We start from the raw sequence: 21,416 nt of genomic DNA, 5'->3' as shown, positions 1-21,416 counted from the left end.
TAAATTACACTCAAAACTTCATCCTCTAGTTATGGTGGGTTATCATGATCCAATTAAGCAATTTATGGAGGACGAGTATAAACCCTCAATCTCCTTTATTGATTCTCTAATTATGGATATTGAGAATGATGAAGTACTAGCTGATGATTCTAGTAAATCAAAAGTCAAACTTAGTAAATCTGATACAAATTCGAATACACTATTAAGAAAAGCTTTTATTGTTCATGGTCATGATAAAGCTAAAAAGCTTGAGACAGCACGTTTCTTAGAAAAAATAGGTTTTGAGGCTATTATCTTGCATGAGCAAGCTAGTAGTGGGAAAACTATTATTGAAAAATTAGAAAAATTTATCGATGTTGGATTTGGCATTGTACTATATACGCCAGATGATGTTGGTGAGGCAGTTGCTAAGCAGGCTAATCTAAAACTGCGAGCGAGACAAAATGTTGTATTTGAACACGGTCTTTTAGTTGGAAAGTTAGGACGTGATAAAGTAATTCCATTAGTTGTTGATCATAATATTGAACTACCAGGAGATATTAGTGGAATGGTTTACATGTCTGATAATGGCTGGGAAATTCAACTTGCCAAAGAAATTAAATCCCTTGGTTACGAGGTAGATTTTAATAAATTATTTTAAACACATTAAAAAAAACCGGCGCCTAGACGCCGGTTTTTTTATTTTACATTACTGATCAAGTCAGTTTTGCAAAAGCTTAGATCGTAGCAAGTGCTGCATTCAAAGTAGCACTTGGACGCATCACTGCATTTACTTTCTCTTGATCAACAGCGTAGTAACCACCGATGTCTACTGATTTGCCTTGAACTTCAGCAAGCTCAGTAACGATTTTCTCTTCATTTTCAGCTAAAGTTTTTGCAAGTGGTGCAAATTTCGCTTTCAATTCAGCATTTTCGTCTTGAGCAGCAAGTTCTTCAGCCCAGAACTTCGCCAGGTAGAAATGGCTACCACGGTTGTCGAGTTCGCCAGTACGACGAGAAGGTGACTTGTCGTTATCTAGCAATTTGCCAGTTGCACGGTCTAAAGTTTTAGCAAGTAACTTGATGTTGTCATTGCCTTCTTTAATACCCATTTCTTCTAGAGAAACTGCAAGCGCCATGAATTCACCGAGTGAATCCCAGCGTAAGTGGTTTTCTTCAACTAACTGCTGTACGTGTTTAGGCGCAGAACCGCCTGCACCTGTTTCATACATGCCGCCACCCGCCATTAACGGCACGATTGACAACATTTTTGCAGATGTACCCAATTCCATGATCGGGAACAAGTCAGTCAGGTAGTCACGTAAAATGTTACCTGTTACAGAAATGGTATCTAGACCGCGCGCAACACGTTCAAGCGTATAACGCATTGCACGTACTTGTGACATGATCTGGATATCAAGACCGGCAGTGTCGTGATCTTTCAGGTATTTTTCAACTTTCTTGATCAGTTCATTTTCGTGTGGACGGTACGGGTCAAGCCAGAAGATTGCCGGCATGCCAGAGTTACGTGCACGCGTTACTGCAAGTTTCACCCAGTCGCGGATCGGTGCGTCTTTCACCTGACACATACGCCAGATATCGCCTTCTTCCACGTTTTGTGACATCAACACTTCGCCAGTTTCAAGATCAACGATGTTGGCAATACCCGCTTCAGAGATCTCGAAAGTTTTGTCGTGTGAACCGTATTCTTCCGCTTTTTGCGCCATCAAACCAACGTTCGGTACGGTACCCATTGTACGTGGATCAAAATTGCCATTCCACTTACAGAAGTTGATCATTTCCTGGTAAATACGTGCGAATGTTGATTCAGGCATAACTGCTTTACAGTCATAAGGTTTGCCATCAGCGCCCCACATTTTACCGCCACCACGGATCATTGCAGGCATAGAAGCATCTACAATCACGTCGTTTGGTGAATGGAAGTTCGTGATGCCTTTGGCAGAATCAACCATCGCAAGTGCTGGACGATGTTCTTGGCAAGCATGTAGATCTGCAATGATTTCTTCACGTACAGAGGTTGGTAGAGTTTCGATCTTTTCATAAAGACCAGCCATACCGTTGTTTACGTTCACGCCAAGCTCATCAAATAACTTGCCGTGTTTTTCAAATGCGTCTTTGTAGTAAATTCTCACACAGTGACCGAATACGATCGGGTGTGAAACTTTCATCATGGTTGCTTTCACGTGAAGTGAGAACAAGATGCCGGCTTCTTTACAATCATCTAATTCTTTTTCATAGAAATCGCAAAGCGCTTTTTTGCTCATGAACATTGAATCGATGATTTCGCCATCTTGAAGCGCAACTTTTGGCTTAAGAACGATGGTTTTACCAGACTTGGTGATCAATTCCATTTTCACATTACGTGCACGGTCTAAAGTCATCGACTTTTCGCCATGGTAGAAGTCGCCTTCGTCCATGTGTGAAACGTGAGTTTGAGACCACTGTTTCCACTCGCTCATAGAGTGTGGGTGTTTTTTCACATAGTTTTTAACGGCAGCAGGTGCACGACGGTCTGAGTTACCTTCACGTAGTACCGGGTTTACTGCTGAACCAAGACATTTGCTATAACGTGCCTTGATTGCTTTTTCTTCTTCAGTGGCCGGGTTTTCAGGATAGTCAGGAAGGGCATAGCCTTTAGACTGGAGTTCCTTGATACACGCTGTTAGCTGGCCAACAGAAGCACTGATATTTGGGAGTTTGATAATGTTCGTGTCTGGATCTTGTGTAAGACGACCTAGCTCAGCTAGAGTGTCAGGCACCTTTTGCTCTTCGCTTAGGTAATCTGTAAATTCAGAGAGCACGCGCACAGCTACAGAGATGTCACTTTTGACGATCTCAACGCCAGCTGGCTTAGTAAAGGTCTCAATGATCGGCAGCAGAGAATAAGTCGCCAGTAATGGCGCCTCGTCGGTCAGTGTGTAAATGATAGTTGACTTTCCACCAGCCATATATAGCCCCTTGCGTTGGATTGAGTTTCTGAGGACCGAACTTTTGGTCCAGCCTCATTGAACCGATTTGCTTAAATAAAAACATTGAGAGTATCGTCTTTCAGCGCATTTCAGTCAACGAAATATGCTTTTAGATTGAAATTTGGGCGAAAATTTGTACAGATTTGTATGGTTTAGCTGTGTTTGTATTTTGTACAAAAAAATAATTTTCGGCGCTTAGAAATCATTGTGGTGCTGGAAAGAAATTTTATGCTACCAGATTGTATTCACTGAAGATGAGTTTTTGAGCATTGGGCGGGATCGTGATGATCTCGAAATACAAATAAATGTTGAGTAAGCAGATACTATTTCGGGACAATTTCTTCGGGTCAATTGAGGAAATTTGTCTTGACGAATCATCACCTCAATATCATTGAATTACTTTGCGATATACTTCTAAGTATTGATCAAATCATTCTTAAAATTGCAGCGAAATAAGGAAATCGAATGCCCAGTTTATTTATTGTGATGCTTGGTGGCCGTCATGCCCGTGCCAATACAGAAGTTCATGATGTGGTACTGGCAGTAGGCGAAACTCTGGAAGAAACCTATCCTCAACTGAAAAATGCCTGGTTTGCCGAGCAAAAAGGGCTGCATATTGATGCCTGGGCGCAAATTAATGGACTGGAGTTCGAGGGGAAAAATTATCACGTTCAATTTAGCGATGCTGCTCCGAATCAGGCTGCCGAAAAGCTTTGGCTGATTAATTTAGGTGGTTATGATGCACGTGAATTTGGTGAGCTGCACCGTTATGTGCTGGTGGTGGCACAGAATGCCATGGTGGCAAAACAGCGCGGTAAAGCTTATTTCGCCAAGCACTGGCAAAAACAGCATACTGACCGGGTGCTGGATGTCGATGATTGCATTGCGATTGATCAGGTGTATGGCCGATATGTACAGCTGGTCGAGGGACATTTTAGTGCGAATCGCTGGGAAAATACCTATCTCACGATTTAAAACTGAAGCATAGGGCTATAGCGTGGCTGAGGGTCAGGATTCGACGAGTGACTTAAAAAAAATCTTTATCAAAGTTCAATAATCTGCATAATACCGGAAAGGAAAAACAGCTTTTGACTGAGATGGAACATCTTAAATGGATTTAATTCAGGCAAATGGACAACCGCACTATGGACGTTTCAAGGAACTTCCAAAAAGTATTGACTATCAGGCATATCAATACAAGAACCCTTATGGTCAGGTGCTGTCAGGCTGGCGTAAGCATCTAAAATATAAGAAATTCAAATTTTGTAGTATTCAGCACGAACATTATACCATTGGGCTGGCGATTGCCGATATTGCATGGGCAGGGCACAGTTTTGTCTATGTCTACAACCATATGACCAATGACGTTCTGGAATGGAATGCGATTAATTTCCTGTCTCGCCATACTGTGCTGGATGAACAACCATTATTCAATCACAGTTATTTTCATAAATCGCCTTTTCAGGTCGATATTCAGCATGCCAACGGTGTGCGCTATATCAATGTCAGTAAATACGGCGAAATTCAGCTCAGTGCACGAATCTTTTGTGCAGGAACCGATCCTTTAAGTATGTGTAGCCCAACTGGTATCAACGGTTGGACTTATACGCAAAAGCTCACGACCTTAGGTTGCGAAGGCTATTTTTTAAATAAACAAAAACAAAAGATTCAATTTAACGAACGAACTTTTGCCTTGCTGGATGACACCTGTGGCTTTTTACGTCCAGAAACTGCCTGGTTTTGGTTGTCGTGTAACTTTTGGGATGCGACCAATCAGCGGATTGGAATTAATTTAGCATCCGGTGTTAACGAAAGCTTTGGTAATGAAAACTGTTTATGGATCAACGGAAAAATTTATCCATTGGCTGATGTGCTCTTTCAGCAGGCATCCGAAACTCAATGGACGATTCAATCGCTAGATGAAAAGCTGAATCTAACGGTGACAACCGGTTGGCGACGTTATGAAAATCTGAATTTGCGTCTGGTCGGCAGCCAGTTTAGCCAGTGGCAGGCCAAAGTCTGTGGCACCATTCAGCAGGATGATCAGGAAATTATTTTACTGAATGAATATGCCTTGCTTGAGCAGCATTATGCCAAATGGTAAATCATCTTAAATCAAAAAGCCTTCAAGTTAATGAAGGTTTTTTGATTTAAGCGATGCTCACGTTTAGTCTTTCGCGGCCTGCCAGAAGGCTTCACCGGCTTGAATCGGATCGCCGGTTTCATTTAGGGTGTTGATCCAGACATCGTATTGGGCAATCACTGGGTGCTGACTCGGATGAAAGTCTTTTTTAAACCAGTCTCGATACTGTTTGCCCATTCGGGTCAATGTGCCTTTTGGGCCAAAAAACCAGGGTAAGCTCTTGAGATTCATCTGCAAGCGTTGCAAGAGACTAAAGCCATCATGTTTCAGCATGACATTGGCACGGTAGACGGTAAAACTAAACATTAAAATGGTCGTGCTGACTAAGGTGGCTCGACGGGTAAATTCTGGGGTTTTAGCCACATTTTTCATCACATCAAAAGCTACATCGCGGTGTTCCATTTCCTCAATGGCATGCCAGGCCAATAATGCCCGTACAAAAGGATGGGCATCTTTCAGGGTCTGTTTTTGTCCATAAAAAGTTTCTGCCATAAGCGCCGTTAAATGTTCTGCCGCAGCGGTAATGGCAATATTAAACTGGGGTGAGCGGTGCTTCAGATCATAATTGAAAATTTTATTTAAACGTTCAATAAATTGGTCTACAGGCATGCCTTGCTCGCGCATCAACTGATTCATTTTGTCATGCGCGATGCCGTGCTGGGCTTCCTGGCGGATAAAATCCGCGACACGTTGTTGCAGCTCCGGGTCCTGGATCTGATCGCGGAACAGGCGGACACTCTGAATAAAATAGCGCTCGCCGTCTGGAAAGGTCAGGCTCAGGGCATCGAACATGCGTGTCATAAAGGGATCGCCGCCGAACCAGTAACGTGGAATTTCATCCAGTTTAAAATCAAGTTGGGTGCGAACCACAGGCTGTAGGGCGGATTTTAATATGGCGTTCATCTTGTAGATTCTTTTTTGTGACGATGCTGACAGTATGTCGGCGAATCTCACCATTGTTTTGACAGAGCTTGCCAATTTTTATACATTTTATGCCAAATGAAAATAAAACTGGTCAGATTAGAGCTGCCAGCGAGAATCGCACATGCAAGACATAAAAATATCCAATGGTTATCTTCAGCTCTGGGCGACTTATTTGCGTGATGTGGGGATTGAACCCTTAACTGCCGACTTTCTGCAAGATGTGCATGACTCGCTTGTGACCCTCATCGATCAGCCTTTTGATACACAAGTACCTTTGGAATTGTTGAATCATATTATTTTAACTACTCGGCAACATCTGAACTGTCCGCAGCTGATTTTTGAAATCGTGCAGGTCATTCGTCCTGAGCATTTTGGTGTACTGGGTTATATGGTTTCACGTAGCAGTAGTGTCGCGGAAATGATCGGCTATAGCATGCGCTTTCAGCGGCTGGTGATTGATGGCAGTGAATTCGTGCCTTTACAGTTGAAGCAGCATGAACACAGTATGGAACTCTATTGGGGCTATTTAGATGAAAAATATAATTTGTTAAATGAGCTCACCATGGCAGCAATGGTGCAACTGGGACGGGTTATTTTGCAAGAGCAGCCACTTTTATTGCGTTGTGTACGACTGGCTCATGCAGCTGAAATGGCACAAATGCATTATCAAAAATTCTTTGCCTGTGAGGTTCAGTTTTCTCAAGATTATTATGCTCTGGAACTGGATGTACAGGGGTTAGCTCATGGGTCTGAGCATGCTGACCCCATATTATTGCAGTTGCTGACTCTTCAGGCGGAACAGGCGATTGCAGCAAAAGTACCTGTTGAAAATACCTTGCAGCAAGCACAGCAAATCATTGCCGAACAGTTGCGAACCAGGCAACAGGCGATCAAAATTGAGCAGCTTGCCCAGCAGTTGTGGATGTCGACCCGAAGCTTGCAACGCTTATTCAGCATATATCAAACTTCATTTAAAAAACTGCTGCAACAGCAGCGCATCAAACGCTGTGAGATTTTGTTACAGCAGGGGCTTAGTCTGAGCGAGATTGCTGAAGCGCTGGATTATTCCGACCAGTCGGCCTTGGCCCGCGCCTATAAAGCAGCCACCGGACAGACTTTGTTCCAGCGCAAGAAACAGTTAAAGCATGCACAGCAATAAAAAAGCGACCCAATCAGATCGCTTTTTGATGTGAGGATGATACAGAGATTAAGCGGTTGCTTTAAGGTTGGGGAATCTCAACGCAATCGCAGCAATTGCGAAGATGGCCAGGATCCAGCAATAGTACAAGCCGCCAATCAGTTCAACCGGTGAGATTTTTGCAATCGAGCAGGCGAGGAGCAACTGTGCACCATAAGGAATCAGACCTTGTACCACGCAGGAGAAAATATCCATCAGTGCTGCAGAACGCTTGGGATCCACGCCGTATTCTTTGGCGACTTCACGTGCCATATCACCCGACAGAATAATTGCGACGGTATTATTGGCCACAAAGATATTTGAAAATACCACCAGAAAGCTGATCCCGATTTCGCCGGCCCTTTGCTGCCCAACTTTAAACAGGCGGGTCAGGCTATAAATGCGCTCGATTAGCCAGCGTAAACCACCTTCACGTTGCATGATCGCCGACAGGCCACCCAGAAACATGGACAGTAATGCCACTTCAAACATGCCGACAAAGCCGTCATAAATCGAAGTATTCAGTTTGAGCAGGTTAAATTCAGGCGTCGCAAACAGGCCGAACAGACCCGAAAGCAAAACACCAATGGTCAGTACTGCGAGGACATGCAGGCGACTAAAAGCCAAAACAAAGACCGCAATATAAGGTAAGACCAGTAACCAGTTAAAATCTTTATATTCTACGGGGCTGGAGCTGCCTGTACTTAAAATATAAATCACAATGGTGCTGATAGAGGCCGGTACAGCAATCCAGACATTGACTTTGAACTTGTCACGTAATTGCACCCGCTGGCTGGTGGTGGCTGCAATGGTGGTATCTGAAATCATGGAAAGGTTGTCACCGAACATGGCACCGCCTACGACTGCACCAATGGCGTAGATCACATTAATATCGGTGACCTGGGTAAAACCAAAGGCAATCGGGGCACAAGCTGCAATGGTGCCCATGGAGGTGCCCATCGCCGTGGCAATAAATGCCGAGATGATAAACAGCATCGGCAAGATAAATTCAGGCGGAATAATCGACAGGCCCAGTTGTACCGTGGCATCCACACTGCCAATCGCACTGCTGACACTGGCAAAGGCACCGGCCAGCATAAACACCATAAACATCAAAATTAAGTTCGGATGACTGGCCCCTTTTAGAAAGGCTTCAATGCCCTGATTGAGTTTGCCGCGATACACCAATGCAGCCAAAATAATCGCAGGCAGGGCAGCAACAGGCGCTTTCACCTGATAGAACGCAAATTCGGTTCCAATCAGGGAATGATAGATCCCGCTACCCAAAAATAGGGTTAAAAATACAATAAGCGGCAGCAGTGCAATGGCGCGTGCCTGCACTGTAGCCTCAGAATCAGTCTGCATAGGAGATAAAAAAGTAAGAGAATAGGACTAGTATAAAGCAGGTTTTGCAATTTCAGAAAACTTTAAATGAATGCGCTAACATCTGCATTTTTATTAATTTTTGCATGATAAAAATAAGTTTATCTAAATATTCAGGATTTTAGCTAATAGCAAAATTAGGCATCTTTGATCATTGTGAAAAAAATCAAAATAATCGTAAATAGACCCTTCCGAATTGTTTTGAAATCTTCGTACAGGAAATGAAATACTCGAGGTCGGTATCGCAGACTGTTCATTGGACAAAAAATAGCGTTACAATGCGACGTCTTGTATTTTTACATAGTCAATGCCTCAAGTTTGAAACACGTTAAGGAAAGCTCAGCCCTATGTCACGTTTAGCCACACAATTTGAACAACTTAAATCTCAACAGCGTAAAGCTTTAGTTTCTTATGTGATGGCTGGTGATCCGCATCCAGAGGTCACTGTACCTTTGCTCCATGCAATGGTAGAGGCGGGTGTCGATGTGATTGAGCTGGGTCTTCCTTTCTCAGACCCGATGGCAGATGGTCCCGTAATTGCTTTAGCGGCTGAACGTGCGCTGGCAGGCGGAACCAATACTTTGGACGCACTGCACATGGTGAAAGAATTTCGCTTGAAAGATCGCGAAACACCTGTGGTGCTGATGGGTTATCTGAATCCGGTCGAAGTGATTGGCTATGAAAAGTTTGTGGCTTATGCTTACGAATGTGGAGTAGATGGCGTGCTGCTGGTGGACTTACCGCCAGAGGAAGCACAAAGTCTGGGTGAAGTACTGGAAAAATATGACATGGATCAGATTTTCCTGCTGGCACCCACTTCAACCGATGCACGTATTCAACACGTAGCGAAACAGGCCACTGGCTTTATCTACTATGTATCCTTGAAAGGCGTGACCGGTGCAGCAACTTTAGATGTCTCTGAAGCCGCTGCCCGCATTCAAAAGATTAAAGCTGTGACTGATGTTCCTGTAGGCGTAGGTTTCGGTATCAGCGATGCTGCATCTGCGAAAGCGATGGGTGTTGCTGCCGATGCAGTTATTGTGGGAAGTGCGTTTGTAAAGCAGTTTGCAACGCTTGCACCAGAACAAGCCGTTATTGCGACGGTGAATAAAGTCAAGGAGCTTCGAGCAGCGCTCGATGAGTTATAGTATGAGTCAACCCGTGAAATCAGGCAAAATTCTGAGCCCATCGACCCCATGGACGGAACGCATTGTTCCAGGCATTCATGTACCTGATGAGCAAACGATCTACAAAGCGACATTTACCGAGCCTACGGTCGAGTGTCCTGAATGTCATGCTTTGGTGACCCGTACCGCGATGTCATTCAATGCCTATGTTTGTCCGCAGTGTGATGAGCATTTACGCATGAAAGCCCGTGATCGCCTGAACTGGTTCTTTGACCAGGTACAGACTGAACTGGGTCAGGAGTTTAAGGCTAAAGATCCGTTAAAGTTTGTCGATAGCAAAGCTTATCCAGAGCGTATGGCAGAAGCGCAAAAGAAAACCGGCGAAACCGAAGCGTTGGTCGTGATTCAAGGCCTGCTAAAAGATGTCCCAATGATTGCCTGTGCATTTGAATTCGATTTCATGGGCGGCTCTATGGGGACAGTGGTCGGTGACCGTTTTGTTCAGGCGGCAGAGCGTGCGATTGAAGCCCGTCAGCCCTTGATCTGCTTTGCTGCTTCAGGCGGTGCACGTATGCAGGAAGGCATGTTGTCCTTGATGCAAATGGCACGTACTTCGGCTGCTATCCAGCGTTTAAAAGAAGCAGGCCTGCCTTATGTGGTGGTATTGACGCATCCGGTATACGGTGGTGTCACTGCATCATTGGCGATGCTGGGTGATGTACATCTGGCTGAACCGAAGGCGATGATTGGCTTTGCCGGTAAACGAGTGATCGAACAAACTGTCCGTGAAAAACTGGAAGAACCGTTCCAGCGCGCGGAATATTTGCTTGATCATGGGGTAATCGATCAGATTGTTCACCGTCACGCATTACGTGATACAGTTTACCGTATTGTTACGAAATTGATGAACCTGCATTGAACACAGCACCGCTAGCAACAGATTCTTTAAGTACATGGCTCGATTATTGGAGCCATGTTCACGTTACGGGTATTGATTTAGGTCTGGAACGGGTTATTCCGGTGGCTGAAAAGCTCGGTGTGACACGTCCGGCGGCCAAAGTGCTGACGGTGGCTGGAACCAATGGTAAGGGGTCAACCACCACCACATTGGCTGCGATTTTGAATGCACAAGGCTTCAAGGTCGGGCTGTATCAATCTCCACACGTGTACCGTTTCAATGAGCGGGTAAAATTGCGCGGCATTGAAGTTGAAGATCAGTTGTTGGTGGATGCTTTTGTTCAGGTGGACCAGGCTCGTCGCGAATGTGATTTGAGCCTGTCTTTCTTTGAAGCGACCACTTTGGCCGCTTTTGTGATTTTTAAAGATCAGTTATGTGATGTCTGGGTGCTGGAAGTCGGTCTGGGCGGTCGTCTGGATGTGGTCAATGTGGTTAATCCGGATGTAGCAGTGATTACCAATATTGGTCTGGATCATACCGATTGGCTCGGTGATAGCATCGAGAAAATTGCCTTTGAAAAAGCCGGAATTATCCGGCCGAATATTCCGGTGGTGTTTGGTGGACAGCAACAGATTCCACAAGCCATTTTAGCTAAAACTCAGCAATGCAACGCGCCCCTATATGCGGTGAATCGTGATTATTTCTATGAAGCCTTTGAAGATGGGCAAAGCTGGGCATTTGCTTCTTCAGGTACGACCTTAAAACTCCCAACAGGTTCACTGGCGCTAGATAATATTTCTACCGCTGTGGCTACCATTCTGCTGAGCGGATTAAACGTCAGTCAGCAGGCGATTGCACAAGGGATTCAAACGGCAAAGTTGCCGGGACGTTTTGAAGTCTGTCAAATCCAGAATAAAACCGTGATTTTTGATGCCGGACATAATCCGCATGGGGTCGAGTTTCTGCTGAAACAGTTGCGAAACTATTTAAATTACAATCAAAACTATAAAAATATCGTTTGTGTGTTTTCAATGTTGGCAGATAAAGATATAAATTCTGTCACCAAGTTATTGAAAGACACGGTTCAATTGTGGAAAATTGCACCATTATCCGTCCCACGTGCGGCAGAGCTCACAGTTTTGGCTGAAGCTCTAGGCGGTGAGGCGGTAGAACAATTTGACAATGTGAAATTAGCTTTTAAATCAGCACTGGATCAAACAGATAATAATCAGCTGATTTTGGTATGTGGATCATTTCATACCTTAGAAGCGGTATGGGAGTATTTGGAAGAATGTCAATGAATAACAAACAGCGCTGGATGGGCGGTGTTGTTTTACTCGGTGGTGGTGTTTTATTGGCAGCATTACTCCTGAAAGGTCAAGATGAAATCAAGCAGGATCGTCAGCAGAAACCGGCACAGGTTGCGGAAGTGGAAACGAAGGATGCAGTGAATCATTCGCTGGGTTCCTTGACGGTCGATGTGGAAACAGAAAAGCGTTTACTTGAACAGCAACGCCGTGATCGGGAAAAATCTGTGGCAGAGCAGGAGGCTCGTGCGGCTGAATTTTTAGCGATGCAGCAGCAGGCAGAAGCAGATGCGGCGCGTAAAGCGGCTGAAGAATATGCTGCACTTAATGCGCATCGTATGGGACAGCAAAGCTCGGATAATATTCCACCAGAACTGGTCGAAGACGAACAGACCAAACAGAAACGCTTGGCTGAAGAAAAGGCTGCACAAGACAAAAAGCTAGCCCTGCAGAAGCTTGAGCAGCAAAAAGCCAACAGTTCAACTGAAGCGGCCAAGAAAGAAGCGGAGCGTAAAGCCGCTGAAAGCAAAGCGGCTGAAGAAAAACGTAAATTGGAGCAACAGCAAAAAGCCGAAGCAGAACGTAAGACGGCTGAGGCAAAACGTAAGGCTGAGGAAGAGCGTAAGGCAGCCGAGAAGAAAGAAGCTGAACGTAAAGCCGCCGAAGAAAAACGTAAAGCCGAAGACAAACGTAAGGCTGAAGAAGCCAAGAAAAAGGCAGCAGAAGACGCCAAAAAGAAAGCAGAAGCTGAGCAGGCACGTAAATTGCTGGAAGGTGAAAGTGACAAGCAGTGGATGGTGCAGGTTGCACTGGCAGCCAATGAAGCCAATGCAGATGCGGTTGCGGCAAAACTGCGTGCCAAGGGTTATAAAGTGACCAAGAGTCCAACATCTAAAGGGATTCGCATCATGGTCGGTCCATCAAAGGATCGGGAAACTGCTGATGCTTCGCGTAAAAAAATCGCTGCAGATGACAGTCTGAATATGAAATCTGCCTGGGTGATTGACTGGGTGCCTTTAGATAAGCGTAACTAAGACAGCGTATTACTGTACTTTGGTTTAAAATGGATTCAGGTTATGCCTGGATCCATTTTTATTGGGGAGCAAAAATTAAAAAGGTGACAAAGCTCTCAGGATTAAAAAAGCCTATCTAAAGATAGGCTGGTGATGAACTTCGAACTCGGCACGTCATTCGGGTTAGAAATTCAGTTTTAATCTTGCTGCTTTTTATATAGATACATCAACGTTAAGAGTGGATGTACTTATACATATTCTTTATGAACAGAGCAGTGCTTCGTTTATTCTTACAGTCACAGCCTAGCTTCTTGTCTTCTTGCGGAATATATGTCCTCAGGACAGAGCAGTGCTCCGTTTTATCCCGTGCTACGCACTTCGCTTGTCTTGCGCAAAATTAAAAAGGAGTCCTTTTAATTTGTGTCACTCGAAGCGTAGCTTCTCGTCTTCTTGCGGAATATATTCCTCAGGGCGAAGCAGTGCCTTGCTGATCCTCACTCAGGATGTGGCGTTAAGCGCAGGTAAGGCGTGACCGCGGTATACCCTTTGGGAAAACGTTGTGCAATTTCAGTCTCATCTTTTAGCGATGGCACAATCACCACATCATCGCCATGCTGCCAATTGGCAGGTGTTGCGACTTTATGGCTGTCGGTGAGTTGTAATGAATCCACCACACGCAAGATTTCATGGAAATTACGACCCGTCGATGCAGGGTAGGTAATGATTAAACGTACTTTCTTATTTGGATCGATGACCACCAAAGAGCGAACTGTGAGCGTTTCACTGGCATTCGGGTGAATAAAGTCATATAGCTCAGACACTTTACGATCCTGATCGGCAATGATCGGAAAATTGACTGTGGTATTCTGGGTTTCATTGATGTCTTTAATCCAGCCCTTATGTGATTCAACATCATCAACCGATAAGGCAATGGCTTTGACACCACGTTTTTCAAATTCATCCTTCAGCTTTGCGGTATAGCCAAGTTCAGTGGTACATACCGGCGTATAGTCCGCCGGATGTGAAAATAAAATGCCCCAGCTATCGCCCAGAAAATCATAAAAATTAATCAGGCCTTTACTGGATTGCTGTTCAAAATTCGGTGCGGTGTCGCCTAGACGTAAACTCATCTTTTGCCTCAATTTGTCTTTTAATGTAGAGATGAGATTTAATATGAACTAATTTTTTTATGATTAAAAATAGTGTTTTTAGCTTTCTTTATGAATAAAATGCATAAGTTATTTGTTTTATCTATCTAGAATCAAACAAATCAGTCGTCTAATTGACTATATTGCACAGCTAAAGTTTGCTACATTACTTTGCCTTAGATCTCGGGGCTAGAACTCAGGATCAGATTTTTTCAGTGGTTTTATAGCAAAACCCTTGTAGTTCAAATTTCTAGCACCATAATAACGACTAAGAACATATTCATTTGACAAGCAAGATTTAGAGAGTCTATTCATGTTGGCAAGTCTGATCGGAGGAATCTTCGGTACCAAAAATGAGCGCGAACTCAAACGCATGCGTAAAATCGTAGACAAGATTAATGTGCTCGAGCCGACGATATCTACCCTTAGCGATGCAGACTTATCTGCAAAAACTGAAGAATTCAAACAACGATATAATAAGGGTGAAAACCTCGATAAATTATTGCCTGAAGCATTTGCAGTCTGTCGTGAAGCCGCCAAGCGGGTCATGGGCATGCGTCATTATGACGTGCAGCTGATCGGTGGTATTACCTTGCACGAAGGTAAAATTGCAGAGATGCGTACCGGTGAGGGTAAAACCCTGATGGGTACCTTGGCCTGTTACCTGAATGCCATCAGCGGTCAAGGTGTGCATGTCATTACCGTGAACGATTACCTGGCACAACGTGATGCCGAGCTCAACCGTCCATTATTTGAATTTTTGGGTTTAAGCATCGGGATTATTTATTCCATGCAAAATCCGATGGAAAAAGCGGAAGCTTATCGTGCCGATATTACCTACGGTACCAATAACGAATTTGGCTTTGATTACCTGCGTGACAACATGGTGTTCTCGCTGGCTGAGAAAAAGCAGCGTGGTTTAACCTATGCGATTATTGATGAGGTCGATTCGATCCTGATTGATGAAGCACGTACTCCGCTGATTATTTCGGGTCAAAGTGAAGACTCTTCGCAGCTTTATGCAGCCATTAATAATATTCCACCAAAATTACAGCCGCAAAAAGAAGAGAAAGTGCCGGATGGTGGTCACTTCTGGATTGATGAAAAACAGCGTTCAGTTGAAATCACTGAAGTGGGTTTTGAAACCATTGAAAGTGAACTGATTGAAATGGGCTTGCTGGCTGAAGGTGAGAGCCTGTACTCGGCTTCGAACCTGAATCTGTTGCATCATGTGACTGCGGCAATTCGTGCCCATTATTTATATCAACGTAACGTGCAATACATCATCAATGATGGTGAAGTGATTATCGTTGATGAAAATACCGGTCGTACCATGCCGGGCCGTCGTTGGTCTGAAGGTTTGCATCAGGCGGTAGAAGCCAAAGAAGATCTGGAAATTCAACCAGAGAACCAGACCCTGGCAACCACAACATTCCAGAACTATTTCCGTCTGTATAAAAAATTATCGGGTATGACCGGTACTGCTGATACTGAAGCCGCGGAAATGAAAGAAATTTATGGTCTGGATGTGGTGCTGATTCCGACCCATCGTCCAATGATCCGTGATGACCAGAACGATTTAATCTATTTAAATCGTGAAGGCAAATATAACGCGATTATTCAAGAAATTCAGCGTGTGCATGAAGCCGGTGTTGCGCCAATCTTGATTGGTACGGCAACCATCGAAGCATCTGAGATTCTATCCGATAAGTTGAAAGCTGCCGGTATTACCCACGAAGTACTGAATGCCAAACAGCACGAACGTGAAGCGGATATTATTGCGCAGGCCGGTGCACCGCGTGCCGTGACCATTGCCACCAACATGGCGGGGCGTGGTACCGATATTCTGCTGGGTGGTAACTGGAAAGCATTGCTGGCCAAAATTGAAAATCCGACAAGCGATGACGAAGCGCGTCTGAAAGCGGAATGGGATGTTAATCATCAATCCGTTCTGGATTCGGGTGGCTTGCATATTATCGGTTCTGAACGTCATGAATCACGTCGTATCGATAACCAGTTGCGTGGTCGTGCAGGCCGTCAGGGGGATCCGGGTGTATCGCGTTTCTACCTGTCGCTTGAAGATGACTTGATGCGTATTTTCGCCGGTGACCGTGTGGTTGGTATGATGCGTGCCATGGGCTTGCAGGAAGATGAAGCGATTGAACACAAAATGGTGTCTCGCTCGATTGAGAATGCACAGCGTAAAGTCGAAGCACGTAACTTCGATATTCGTAAGAACTTGCTGAAATACGATGACGTGAATAACGAACAGCGTAAGATTATTTATAGTCAGCGTGATGACATTCTGGCAGAAAATTCGCTGCAAGATTATATTGAAGAAATGATTCGTGAAGTGATGCAGGGTGTAATTGCCAATTATATTCCGCCTGAGTCGATTCATGACCAGTGGAATATTGAAGGTCTGGAATTGGCCTTGCGTGAAGACATGTCACTCGATCTTCCTATCGCACAATGGCTGGAACAGGACCGTCGTCTCGATGAAGAGGCATTGGTGGTGCGTATTAGCGATGAAGTACTGAATCGTTACCGTTCACGTCGTGAACAAATGGGTGCGGAATCTGCAGCATCGCTTGAACGTCACTTTATGCTGAATTCTCTGGATCGTCACTGGAAAGAACATCTGGCAGCGATGGATTACTTGCGTCAGGGCATCCATTTACGTGGCTATGCACAGAAAAATCCAGAGCAGGAATATAAAAAAGAAGCCTATAACCTGTTTGTGAATATGCTGGGTGTCATCAAATCGGATGTCGTTACAGATTTATCGCGTATTCATGTTCCAACACCTGAAGAGCTGGCTGAAATGGAAGCGCAGCAGCTGGCACAGGCTGAGGCAATGCGTTTGCAGTTATCTCATGATGAGTTCGACGGTTTACTGGCAGATGAACATGAAAATACGACTGAACAAAATGCTGAGGCAAATCCGGTAGCGCCAGTCTTTGAAGCGCCGGCAAGCCGTAATGCACCTTGTCCATGTGGTTCAGGCCTGAAATATAAACAGTGTCATGGCAGAATCTAAGCGATATTGAAAATCAGAGCCACATGGCTCTGATTTTTTATGTATAAAGATTTTTCAGAAACTGAATACTATTTGCAGTCCTGCGGATTAAATGGTATTTAATGGCTCATTCAACACCGAAAAGTGGAATAACCTGAATGAAAAAAGTATTAAAAACGCTCATGATTGCCGCTTTGGCCATGCCTGCTTTAAGTTTTGCAGAAACTGCAGCCACCACGACACTTGATAAAGTTCAGCAAGCAGTGGGTTCTACTACAGCTCAAGTACAACGTACAGATGAACAAGTGACCGTGGCCAGCCCGCGTACCGGGATTCGTTATACCTTTGCCAATCAGAATCGCCCGATTGTGTTGCAGACCGCTGCGATCGCACCGGCCAATGCGGCCAATGCAGATCGTATTGTGGCATCTAATCCGGCACTTTCTGCCGCGAGTCAGCAGCAAGCGAAGCAGGCTTTATTAAATGAAGCAGGGCAACTTGCGAAAAATTAAAATCCCCGATTTTTGAAAATGCAGAAACCAGTCTTGATGACTGGTTTTTTATTGTGAAAATCCATCATAAATCTCAAGCTTACTCAGGCTTTGGCTCGATTTTTTGTTGCAGATCAACTAAGCTGTATTTTTCCGAAACTTCAATATTGGACTTTAAAATGGCAGTTGGTGACGTATCTATGCCACAGATGCATGTGGTGAAAGGGGTTAAAATTGGTTCGGCTGAAGCCTATGTGCGCTATCAGAACCGACGTGACCTGGTGATATTTGAACTGGCTCCAGGCTCCAATGTTGCAGGGGTATTTACTCAAAATGCCTTCTGTGCAGCCCCTGTGCATGTATCTAAAGCGCATTTACAGGTAGGGAATCCGCGTTACCTGGTGATCAATACCGGCAATGCCAATGCAGGAACCGGCCCTACAGGCATGACAAATGCAGAAGCCACCTGTGCCAAGCTGGCTGAACTGGCAGGGGTACAGGCTGCTGAAGTTTTACCATTCTCTACGGGTGTCATTGGCGAGCAATTGCCAATGGAGCGTTTGCTCAGCGGTTTACAACCTGCGCTAGACTCATTGCGTGATGATGCCTGGGTCGATGCTGCAACGGGAATCATGACCACAGATACTACACCGAAAGGCGCTTCAGAGCAGTTCGAGCTGGATGGTGTCACCTATACCATGACCGGTATTTCCAAGGGTGCCGGCATGATTCGTCCAAATATGGCGACTATGCTGGGTTATGTGGCAACCGATGCTCCAATCAGCCGTGAACTGGTTCAGCAGTTATTAACAGAAACAGTAAATGTGTCGTTTAACCGCATTACTATCGATGGTGATACTTCAACCAATGATTCCTGCATCTTGATTGCCACAGGTCAAGGCGGGGGGGCTGGAATTACTTCGACTGAAGATCCACGTTATGCAGTCGTGCTTGATGTGTTAATGCGTACCATGAAACGCTTGGCGCAACTGATTGTGCGTGATGGTGAAGGTGCCACCAAATTTATTACAGTTGCGGTAGAAGGTGGTGCTAATATTCAGGAATGCTGTGATGTGGCTTATAGCATTGCACATTCGCCATTGGTTAAAACTGCGATTTTTGCTTCTGATCCAAACTGGGGGCGTATTCTGGCAGCGATTGGTTATGCTGGTGTGCCGAATTTAGACGTTGCAAAAATTCAGGTTTGGTTAGATGATGTACAAATCTGTAAAGATGGTGGTGCGGCGGCAGACTATACTGAAGCAGCTGGTGCAGGTGTGATGGCCCAAGCTGAAATGACGATTCGTGTTGATCTTGGACGTGGTACAGCGAAAGATACGGTCTATACCTGTGACCTGTCTTATGATTACGTCAAGATTAATGCAGATTATCGTTCATAATTCAGATCGTTTCTAAAGCCTCCGTTGTGGGGCTTTTTTTATATCTTATGATTTTTAATGACTGGTCAAAAATGGCATTTTGCCAATTGTGATTAGGGTGTAGGGTAAATGTCCGTGTCATAACGGATAATTAGGGTAGAGTAAGAGTTGTTATGAATAGTGCGACCAAATTAATAGCCAATGAAGCAAAGTCGATTGTGCAGGCGCATTTAGATCGTTTAGGCGTTCCTCAAGAACATCAAATGAGCCAGCAGGAAAAATTAGACAAATTTGCACAAATCAAGGCTGAACTGGAAAAACAGGATGCCGTTTTGGTGGCGCATTATTATTGCGATCCTGAAGTACAAGAACTGGCTGAGTTGACCGGTGGTTGTGTTTCGGATTCTCTGGAAATGGCACGTTTTGGTCGCGATCATTCAGCCTCTACGTTGGTAGTGGCAGGAGTGAAATTTATGGGTGAAACCTCAAAAATTTTATCTCCAGATAAAACCGTGCTGATGCCAACCCTGGAAGCGACCTGTTCACTGGATCTTGGTTGTCCGGTTGATGAATTTACAGCTTTCTGCGATGCGCACCCCGATCATACCGTGGTGGTGTATGCCAATACTTCCGCAGCGGTGAAAGCACGTGCCGATTGGGTGGTGACTTCTAGCTGTGCAGTGGAAATTATTGAACATCTGGATAGTCTCGGTGAAAAAATTATCTGGGCGCCGGATCAGCACTTGGGCCGATATATCCAAAGCAAAACCGGTGCAGAAATGTTGCTCTGGGATGGTGCCTGTATCGTGCATGAAGAATTCCGTTCACGCGGTATTGTCAATATGAAAGCACTCTATCCCGATGCTGCGGTGTTGGTACATCCGGAATCCCCCATGTCTGTAGTCGAGATTGCCGATGCAGTAGGCAGTACCTCGCAACTGATTAAAGCCGCACAGACTTTGCCACATCAGCGTTTAGTTGTGGCTACGGATCGTGGTATCTTCTATAAAATGCAGCAAGCAGTTCCCGATAAAATCCTGATTGAGGCACCAACTGCGGGGGAAGGGGCAACCTGTCGTTCTTGTGCGCATTGTCCGTGGATGGCAATGAATGAGCTGGATGGTATTTTGCATGTATTACAGCATAAGGATCAGGAAGTACATGTCGATCCTATACTGGCTGAACGCGCAAAACTGCCTCTAGATCGCATGTTGAATTTTAGTGCCGGACTAAAACGTTAAAATTTGTATAAAAAATGTCTGAAGCGCTTGATAAATAAACGCTTGGCGCGTTTTTTAGGTTTTTTTTTAAGATAGGTGTTGACGTCTCCGGGCGTCACGCCTAGAATGCACACCGTACCGAACGATGTTCGATACGAAAGCTGAGATGAATCGGAGCATAGCACAGCCTGGTAGTGCACCTGGTTTGGGACCAGGGGGTCGTAGGTTCGAATCCTACTGCTCCGACCAATTCTTCAAGGCAAATGATGTTTGCATCAGTAACGCGCTTGTAGCTCAGTTGGATAGAGCATCCGCCTTCTAAGCGGATGGTCACAGGTTCGAATCCTGTCAGGCGCGCCATTTGGTCGCTTGATGTTAAGAATCAAAATGATGGTGGATGTAGCTCAGTTGGTAGAGCCCTGGATTGTGATTCCAGTTGTCGCGGGTTCGAATCCCGTCATTCACCCCAACTTTTAAAGTTGAAATCGGAGCATAGCACAGCCTGGTAGTGCACCTGGTTTGGGACCAGGGGGTCGTAGGTTCGAATCCTACTGCTCCGACCATCTCCTTAAAGATGGTCGAGATAAAAGATACCGCGTTAAGCGGTTTTTTTATGCCTAAAATTTAATAAGTATAAAAAATACACAATATTATTTATAGTCGCCTTTTTAATAATTGTTTATGTAATCACTTGTATCTCTATATCAATTTATTTTTCACTCAATATAGCTTATGCAGGTGAGATGGGTTTTTTATTTTATGTCTTTTGCTGAAGAAGGATTATGATGCGTTTAAGGGTGGAGGAATATTGAGGCATTCTCATTTTCGTATTATTTTATTTTGGTGAAGTGTATGAGTTCCTCAGCATTTATATAAAAGGGAAATATAAATAATTTATCAGTCTTGATATCTATATTTTTCTTGCTAAAGAAAAGATAAATTAAAATATAAATCTGAAATCCACCAGAAATAGCTTTTATAAGTAAATAAACACTATAAACCTCCTTGGAGTGTATATTTTTTACTCAGGAAATAGGAAAAACTGCATTTTTTGTAGAATAAATAAACAGTCGTTGGGTTTTTGCTGAATTATTTAGAAATAGGGGTTGTGTTGGGTGTGAAATCCTGTAGAATGCACATCCATCGGCAGTGATGAAGATTAAAACTTCTGATAAAACAGTAACTTAGCACAAAGTGTTAAGATTAGGTTTTGTTGGA

The 21,416-nt window shown here is 44.4% G+C and carries 16 protein-coding genes and 4 tRNA genes; 16 read left to right on the top strand and 4 right to left on the bottom strand.

What is annotated here, in order from left to right:
* On the top strand, window positions 1-640 hold a 640-nt coding region (locus KT990_RS06825; RefSeq protein ID WP_218208516.1), incomplete at its 5' end, for a TIR domain-containing protein.
* 76 nt (window positions 641-716) lie between these two features.
* Here the strand turns inward: KT990_RS06825 and KT990_RS06820 are convergent.
* Window positions 717-2,948: an NADP-dependent isocitrate dehydrogenase gene (locus KT990_RS06820; RefSeq protein WP_159138812.1), complete on the bottom strand. Its 2,232-nt coding sequence runs from the start codon at window positions 2,946-2,948 to the stop codon at window positions 717-719.
* Between the two features lie 486 nt (window positions 2,949-3,434).
* On the opposite strand from KT990_RS06820, the gene KT990_RS06815 reads away from it, so the two are divergent.
* Window positions 3,435-3,944: a DUF1543 domain-containing protein gene (locus tag KT990_RS06815; RefSeq protein WP_005098068.1), complete on the top strand. Its 510-nt coding sequence runs from the start codon at window positions 3,435-3,437 to the stop codon at window positions 3,942-3,944.
* 136 nt (window positions 3,945-4,080) lie between these two features.
* Entirely contained in the window at window positions 4,081-5,073 is a 993-nt protein-coding gene (locus KT990_RS06810; RefSeq protein WP_159138813.1) for a DUF2804 domain-containing protein, read from the top strand.
* Window positions 5,074-5,136: 63 nt separating this feature from the next.
* On the opposite strand, the gene KT990_RS06805 is transcribed toward KT990_RS06810, so the two are convergent.
* Window positions 5,137-6,015: a metal-dependent hydrolase gene (locus tag KT990_RS06805; protein WP_180075581.1), complete on the bottom strand. Its 879-nt coding sequence runs from the start codon at window positions 6,013-6,015 to the stop codon at window positions 5,137-5,139.
* 142 nt (window positions 6,016-6,157) lie between these two features.
* Here KT990_RS06805 and KT990_RS06800 point away from each other — a divergent pair, with 142 nt between their 5' ends.
* Window positions 6,158-7,195, top strand: a complete 1,038-nt coding sequence (locus KT990_RS06800) for a helix-turn-helix transcriptional regulator (protein WP_005098065.1) — start codon at window positions 6,158-6,160, stop codon at window positions 7,193-7,195.
* Between the two features lie 48 nt (window positions 7,196-7,243).
* Here the strand turns inward: KT990_RS06800 and KT990_RS06795 are convergent, their stop codons facing one another.
* The gene (locus KT990_RS06795; protein WP_005098063.1) at window positions 7,244-8,578 is read right to left on the bottom strand and encodes a Na+/H+ antiporter NhaC family protein; all 1,335 of its coding nucleotides are present in this window, start codon (window positions 8,576-8,578) and stop codon (window positions 7,244-7,246) included.
* A gap of 365 nt (window positions 8,579-8,943) precedes the next feature.
* Between KT990_RS06795 and trpA the strand changes: the two genes are divergently transcribed.
* From trpA to KT990_RS06775, 4 genes are read left to right on the top strand one after another with little or no spacing between them, the layout of a single operon-like run.
* Window positions 8,944-9,744 carry a tryptophan synthase subunit alpha gene (trpA, locus tag KT990_RS06790; protein ID WP_180050911.1) on the top strand — a complete coding sequence of 267 codons (801 nt, stop codon included), beginning with the start codon at window positions 8,944-8,946 and terminating at the stop codon, window positions 9,742-9,744.
* Window position 9,745: 1 nt separating this feature from the next.
* Window positions 9,746-10,642: an acetyl-CoA carboxylase, carboxyltransferase subunit beta gene (accD, locus tag KT990_RS06785; RefSeq protein WP_034608357.1), complete on the top strand. Its 897-nt coding sequence runs from the start codon at window positions 9,746-9,748 to the stop codon at window positions 10,640-10,642.
* Window positions 10,639-11,922, top strand: a complete 1,284-nt coding sequence (gene folC / locus KT990_RS06780; RefSeq protein WP_180078674.1) for a bifunctional tetrahydrofolate synthase/dihydrofolate synthase — start codon at window positions 10,639-10,641, stop codon at window positions 11,920-11,922. The genes accD and folC overlap by 4 nt, the downstream gene beginning before the upstream one ends.
* Window positions 11,913-12,962, top strand: coding sequence for an SPOR domain-containing protein (locus tag KT990_RS06775; protein WP_373686065.1), 1,050 nt, complete (start codon window positions 11,913-11,915; stop codon window positions 12,960-12,962). Before folC ends, KT990_RS06775 begins: the two co-directional genes overlap by 10 nt.
* Window positions 12,963-13,435: 473 nt before the next feature.
* Here KT990_RS06775 and KT990_RS06770 read toward each other — a convergent pair whose 3' ends face one another.
* Entirely contained in the window at window positions 13,436-14,071 is a 636-nt protein-coding gene (locus tag KT990_RS06770) for a peroxiredoxin (RefSeq protein WP_005098056.1), read from the bottom strand.
* Window positions 14,072-14,402: 331 nt separating this feature from the next.
* On the opposite strand from KT990_RS06770, the gene secA reads away from it, so the two are divergent.
* From secA to KT990_RS06730, 8 genes are all read left to right on the top strand, one after another.
* Window positions 14,403-17,129: a preprotein translocase subunit SecA gene (gene secA, locus KT990_RS06765; RefSeq protein WP_218209360.1), complete on the top strand. Its 2,727-nt coding sequence runs from the start codon at window positions 14,403-14,405 to the stop codon at window positions 17,127-17,129.
* A gap of 137 nt (window positions 17,130-17,266) precedes the next feature.
* Window positions 17,267-17,620: a hypothetical protein gene (locus tag KT990_RS06760; protein ID WP_005098054.1), complete on the top strand. Its 354-nt coding sequence runs from the start codon at window positions 17,267-17,269 to the stop codon at window positions 17,618-17,620.
* 158 nt (window positions 17,621-17,778) lie between these two features.
* A complete protein-coding gene (gene argJ / locus KT990_RS06755) occupies window positions 17,779-18,999 on the top strand; it encodes a bifunctional glutamate N-acetyltransferase/amino-acid acetyltransferase ArgJ (RefSeq protein WP_218209359.1) in 1,221 nt (406 codons plus the stop codon).
* A 152-nt stretch (window positions 19,000-19,151) separates the two neighbouring features.
* The gene (gene nadA / locus KT990_RS06750) at window positions 19,152-20,219 is read left to right on the top strand and encodes a quinolinate synthase NadA (protein ID WP_218209358.1); all 1,068 of its coding nucleotides are present in this window, start codon (window positions 19,152-19,154) and stop codon (window positions 20,217-20,219) included.
* A gap of 151 nt (window positions 20,220-20,370) precedes the next feature.
* A tRNA-Pro gene (locus KT990_RS06745) sits at window positions 20,371-20,447 on the top strand.
* 34 nt (window positions 20,448-20,481) lie between these two features.
* Window positions 20,482-20,558 (top strand) — tRNA-Arg (locus KT990_RS06740).
* Between the two features lie 33 nt (window positions 20,559-20,591).
* Window positions 20,592-20,667: transfer RNA gene (locus tag KT990_RS06735), tRNA-His, on the top strand.
* A 17-nt stretch (window positions 20,668-20,684) separates the two neighbouring features.
* Window positions 20,685-20,761, top strand: a tRNA-Pro gene (locus KT990_RS06730).
* Window positions 20,762-21,416 lie beyond the last annotated feature (655 nt).

This window comes from Acinetobacter sp. F9, assembly GCF_019195275.1.
Lineage (GTDB): Bacteria > Pseudomonadota > Gammaproteobacteria > Pseudomonadales > Moraxellaceae > Acinetobacter > Acinetobacter pseudolwoffii.
The sequence above is the reverse complement of the archived record's forward strand: the minus strand, read 5'-3'. Positions and strand labels throughout refer to the sequence as shown.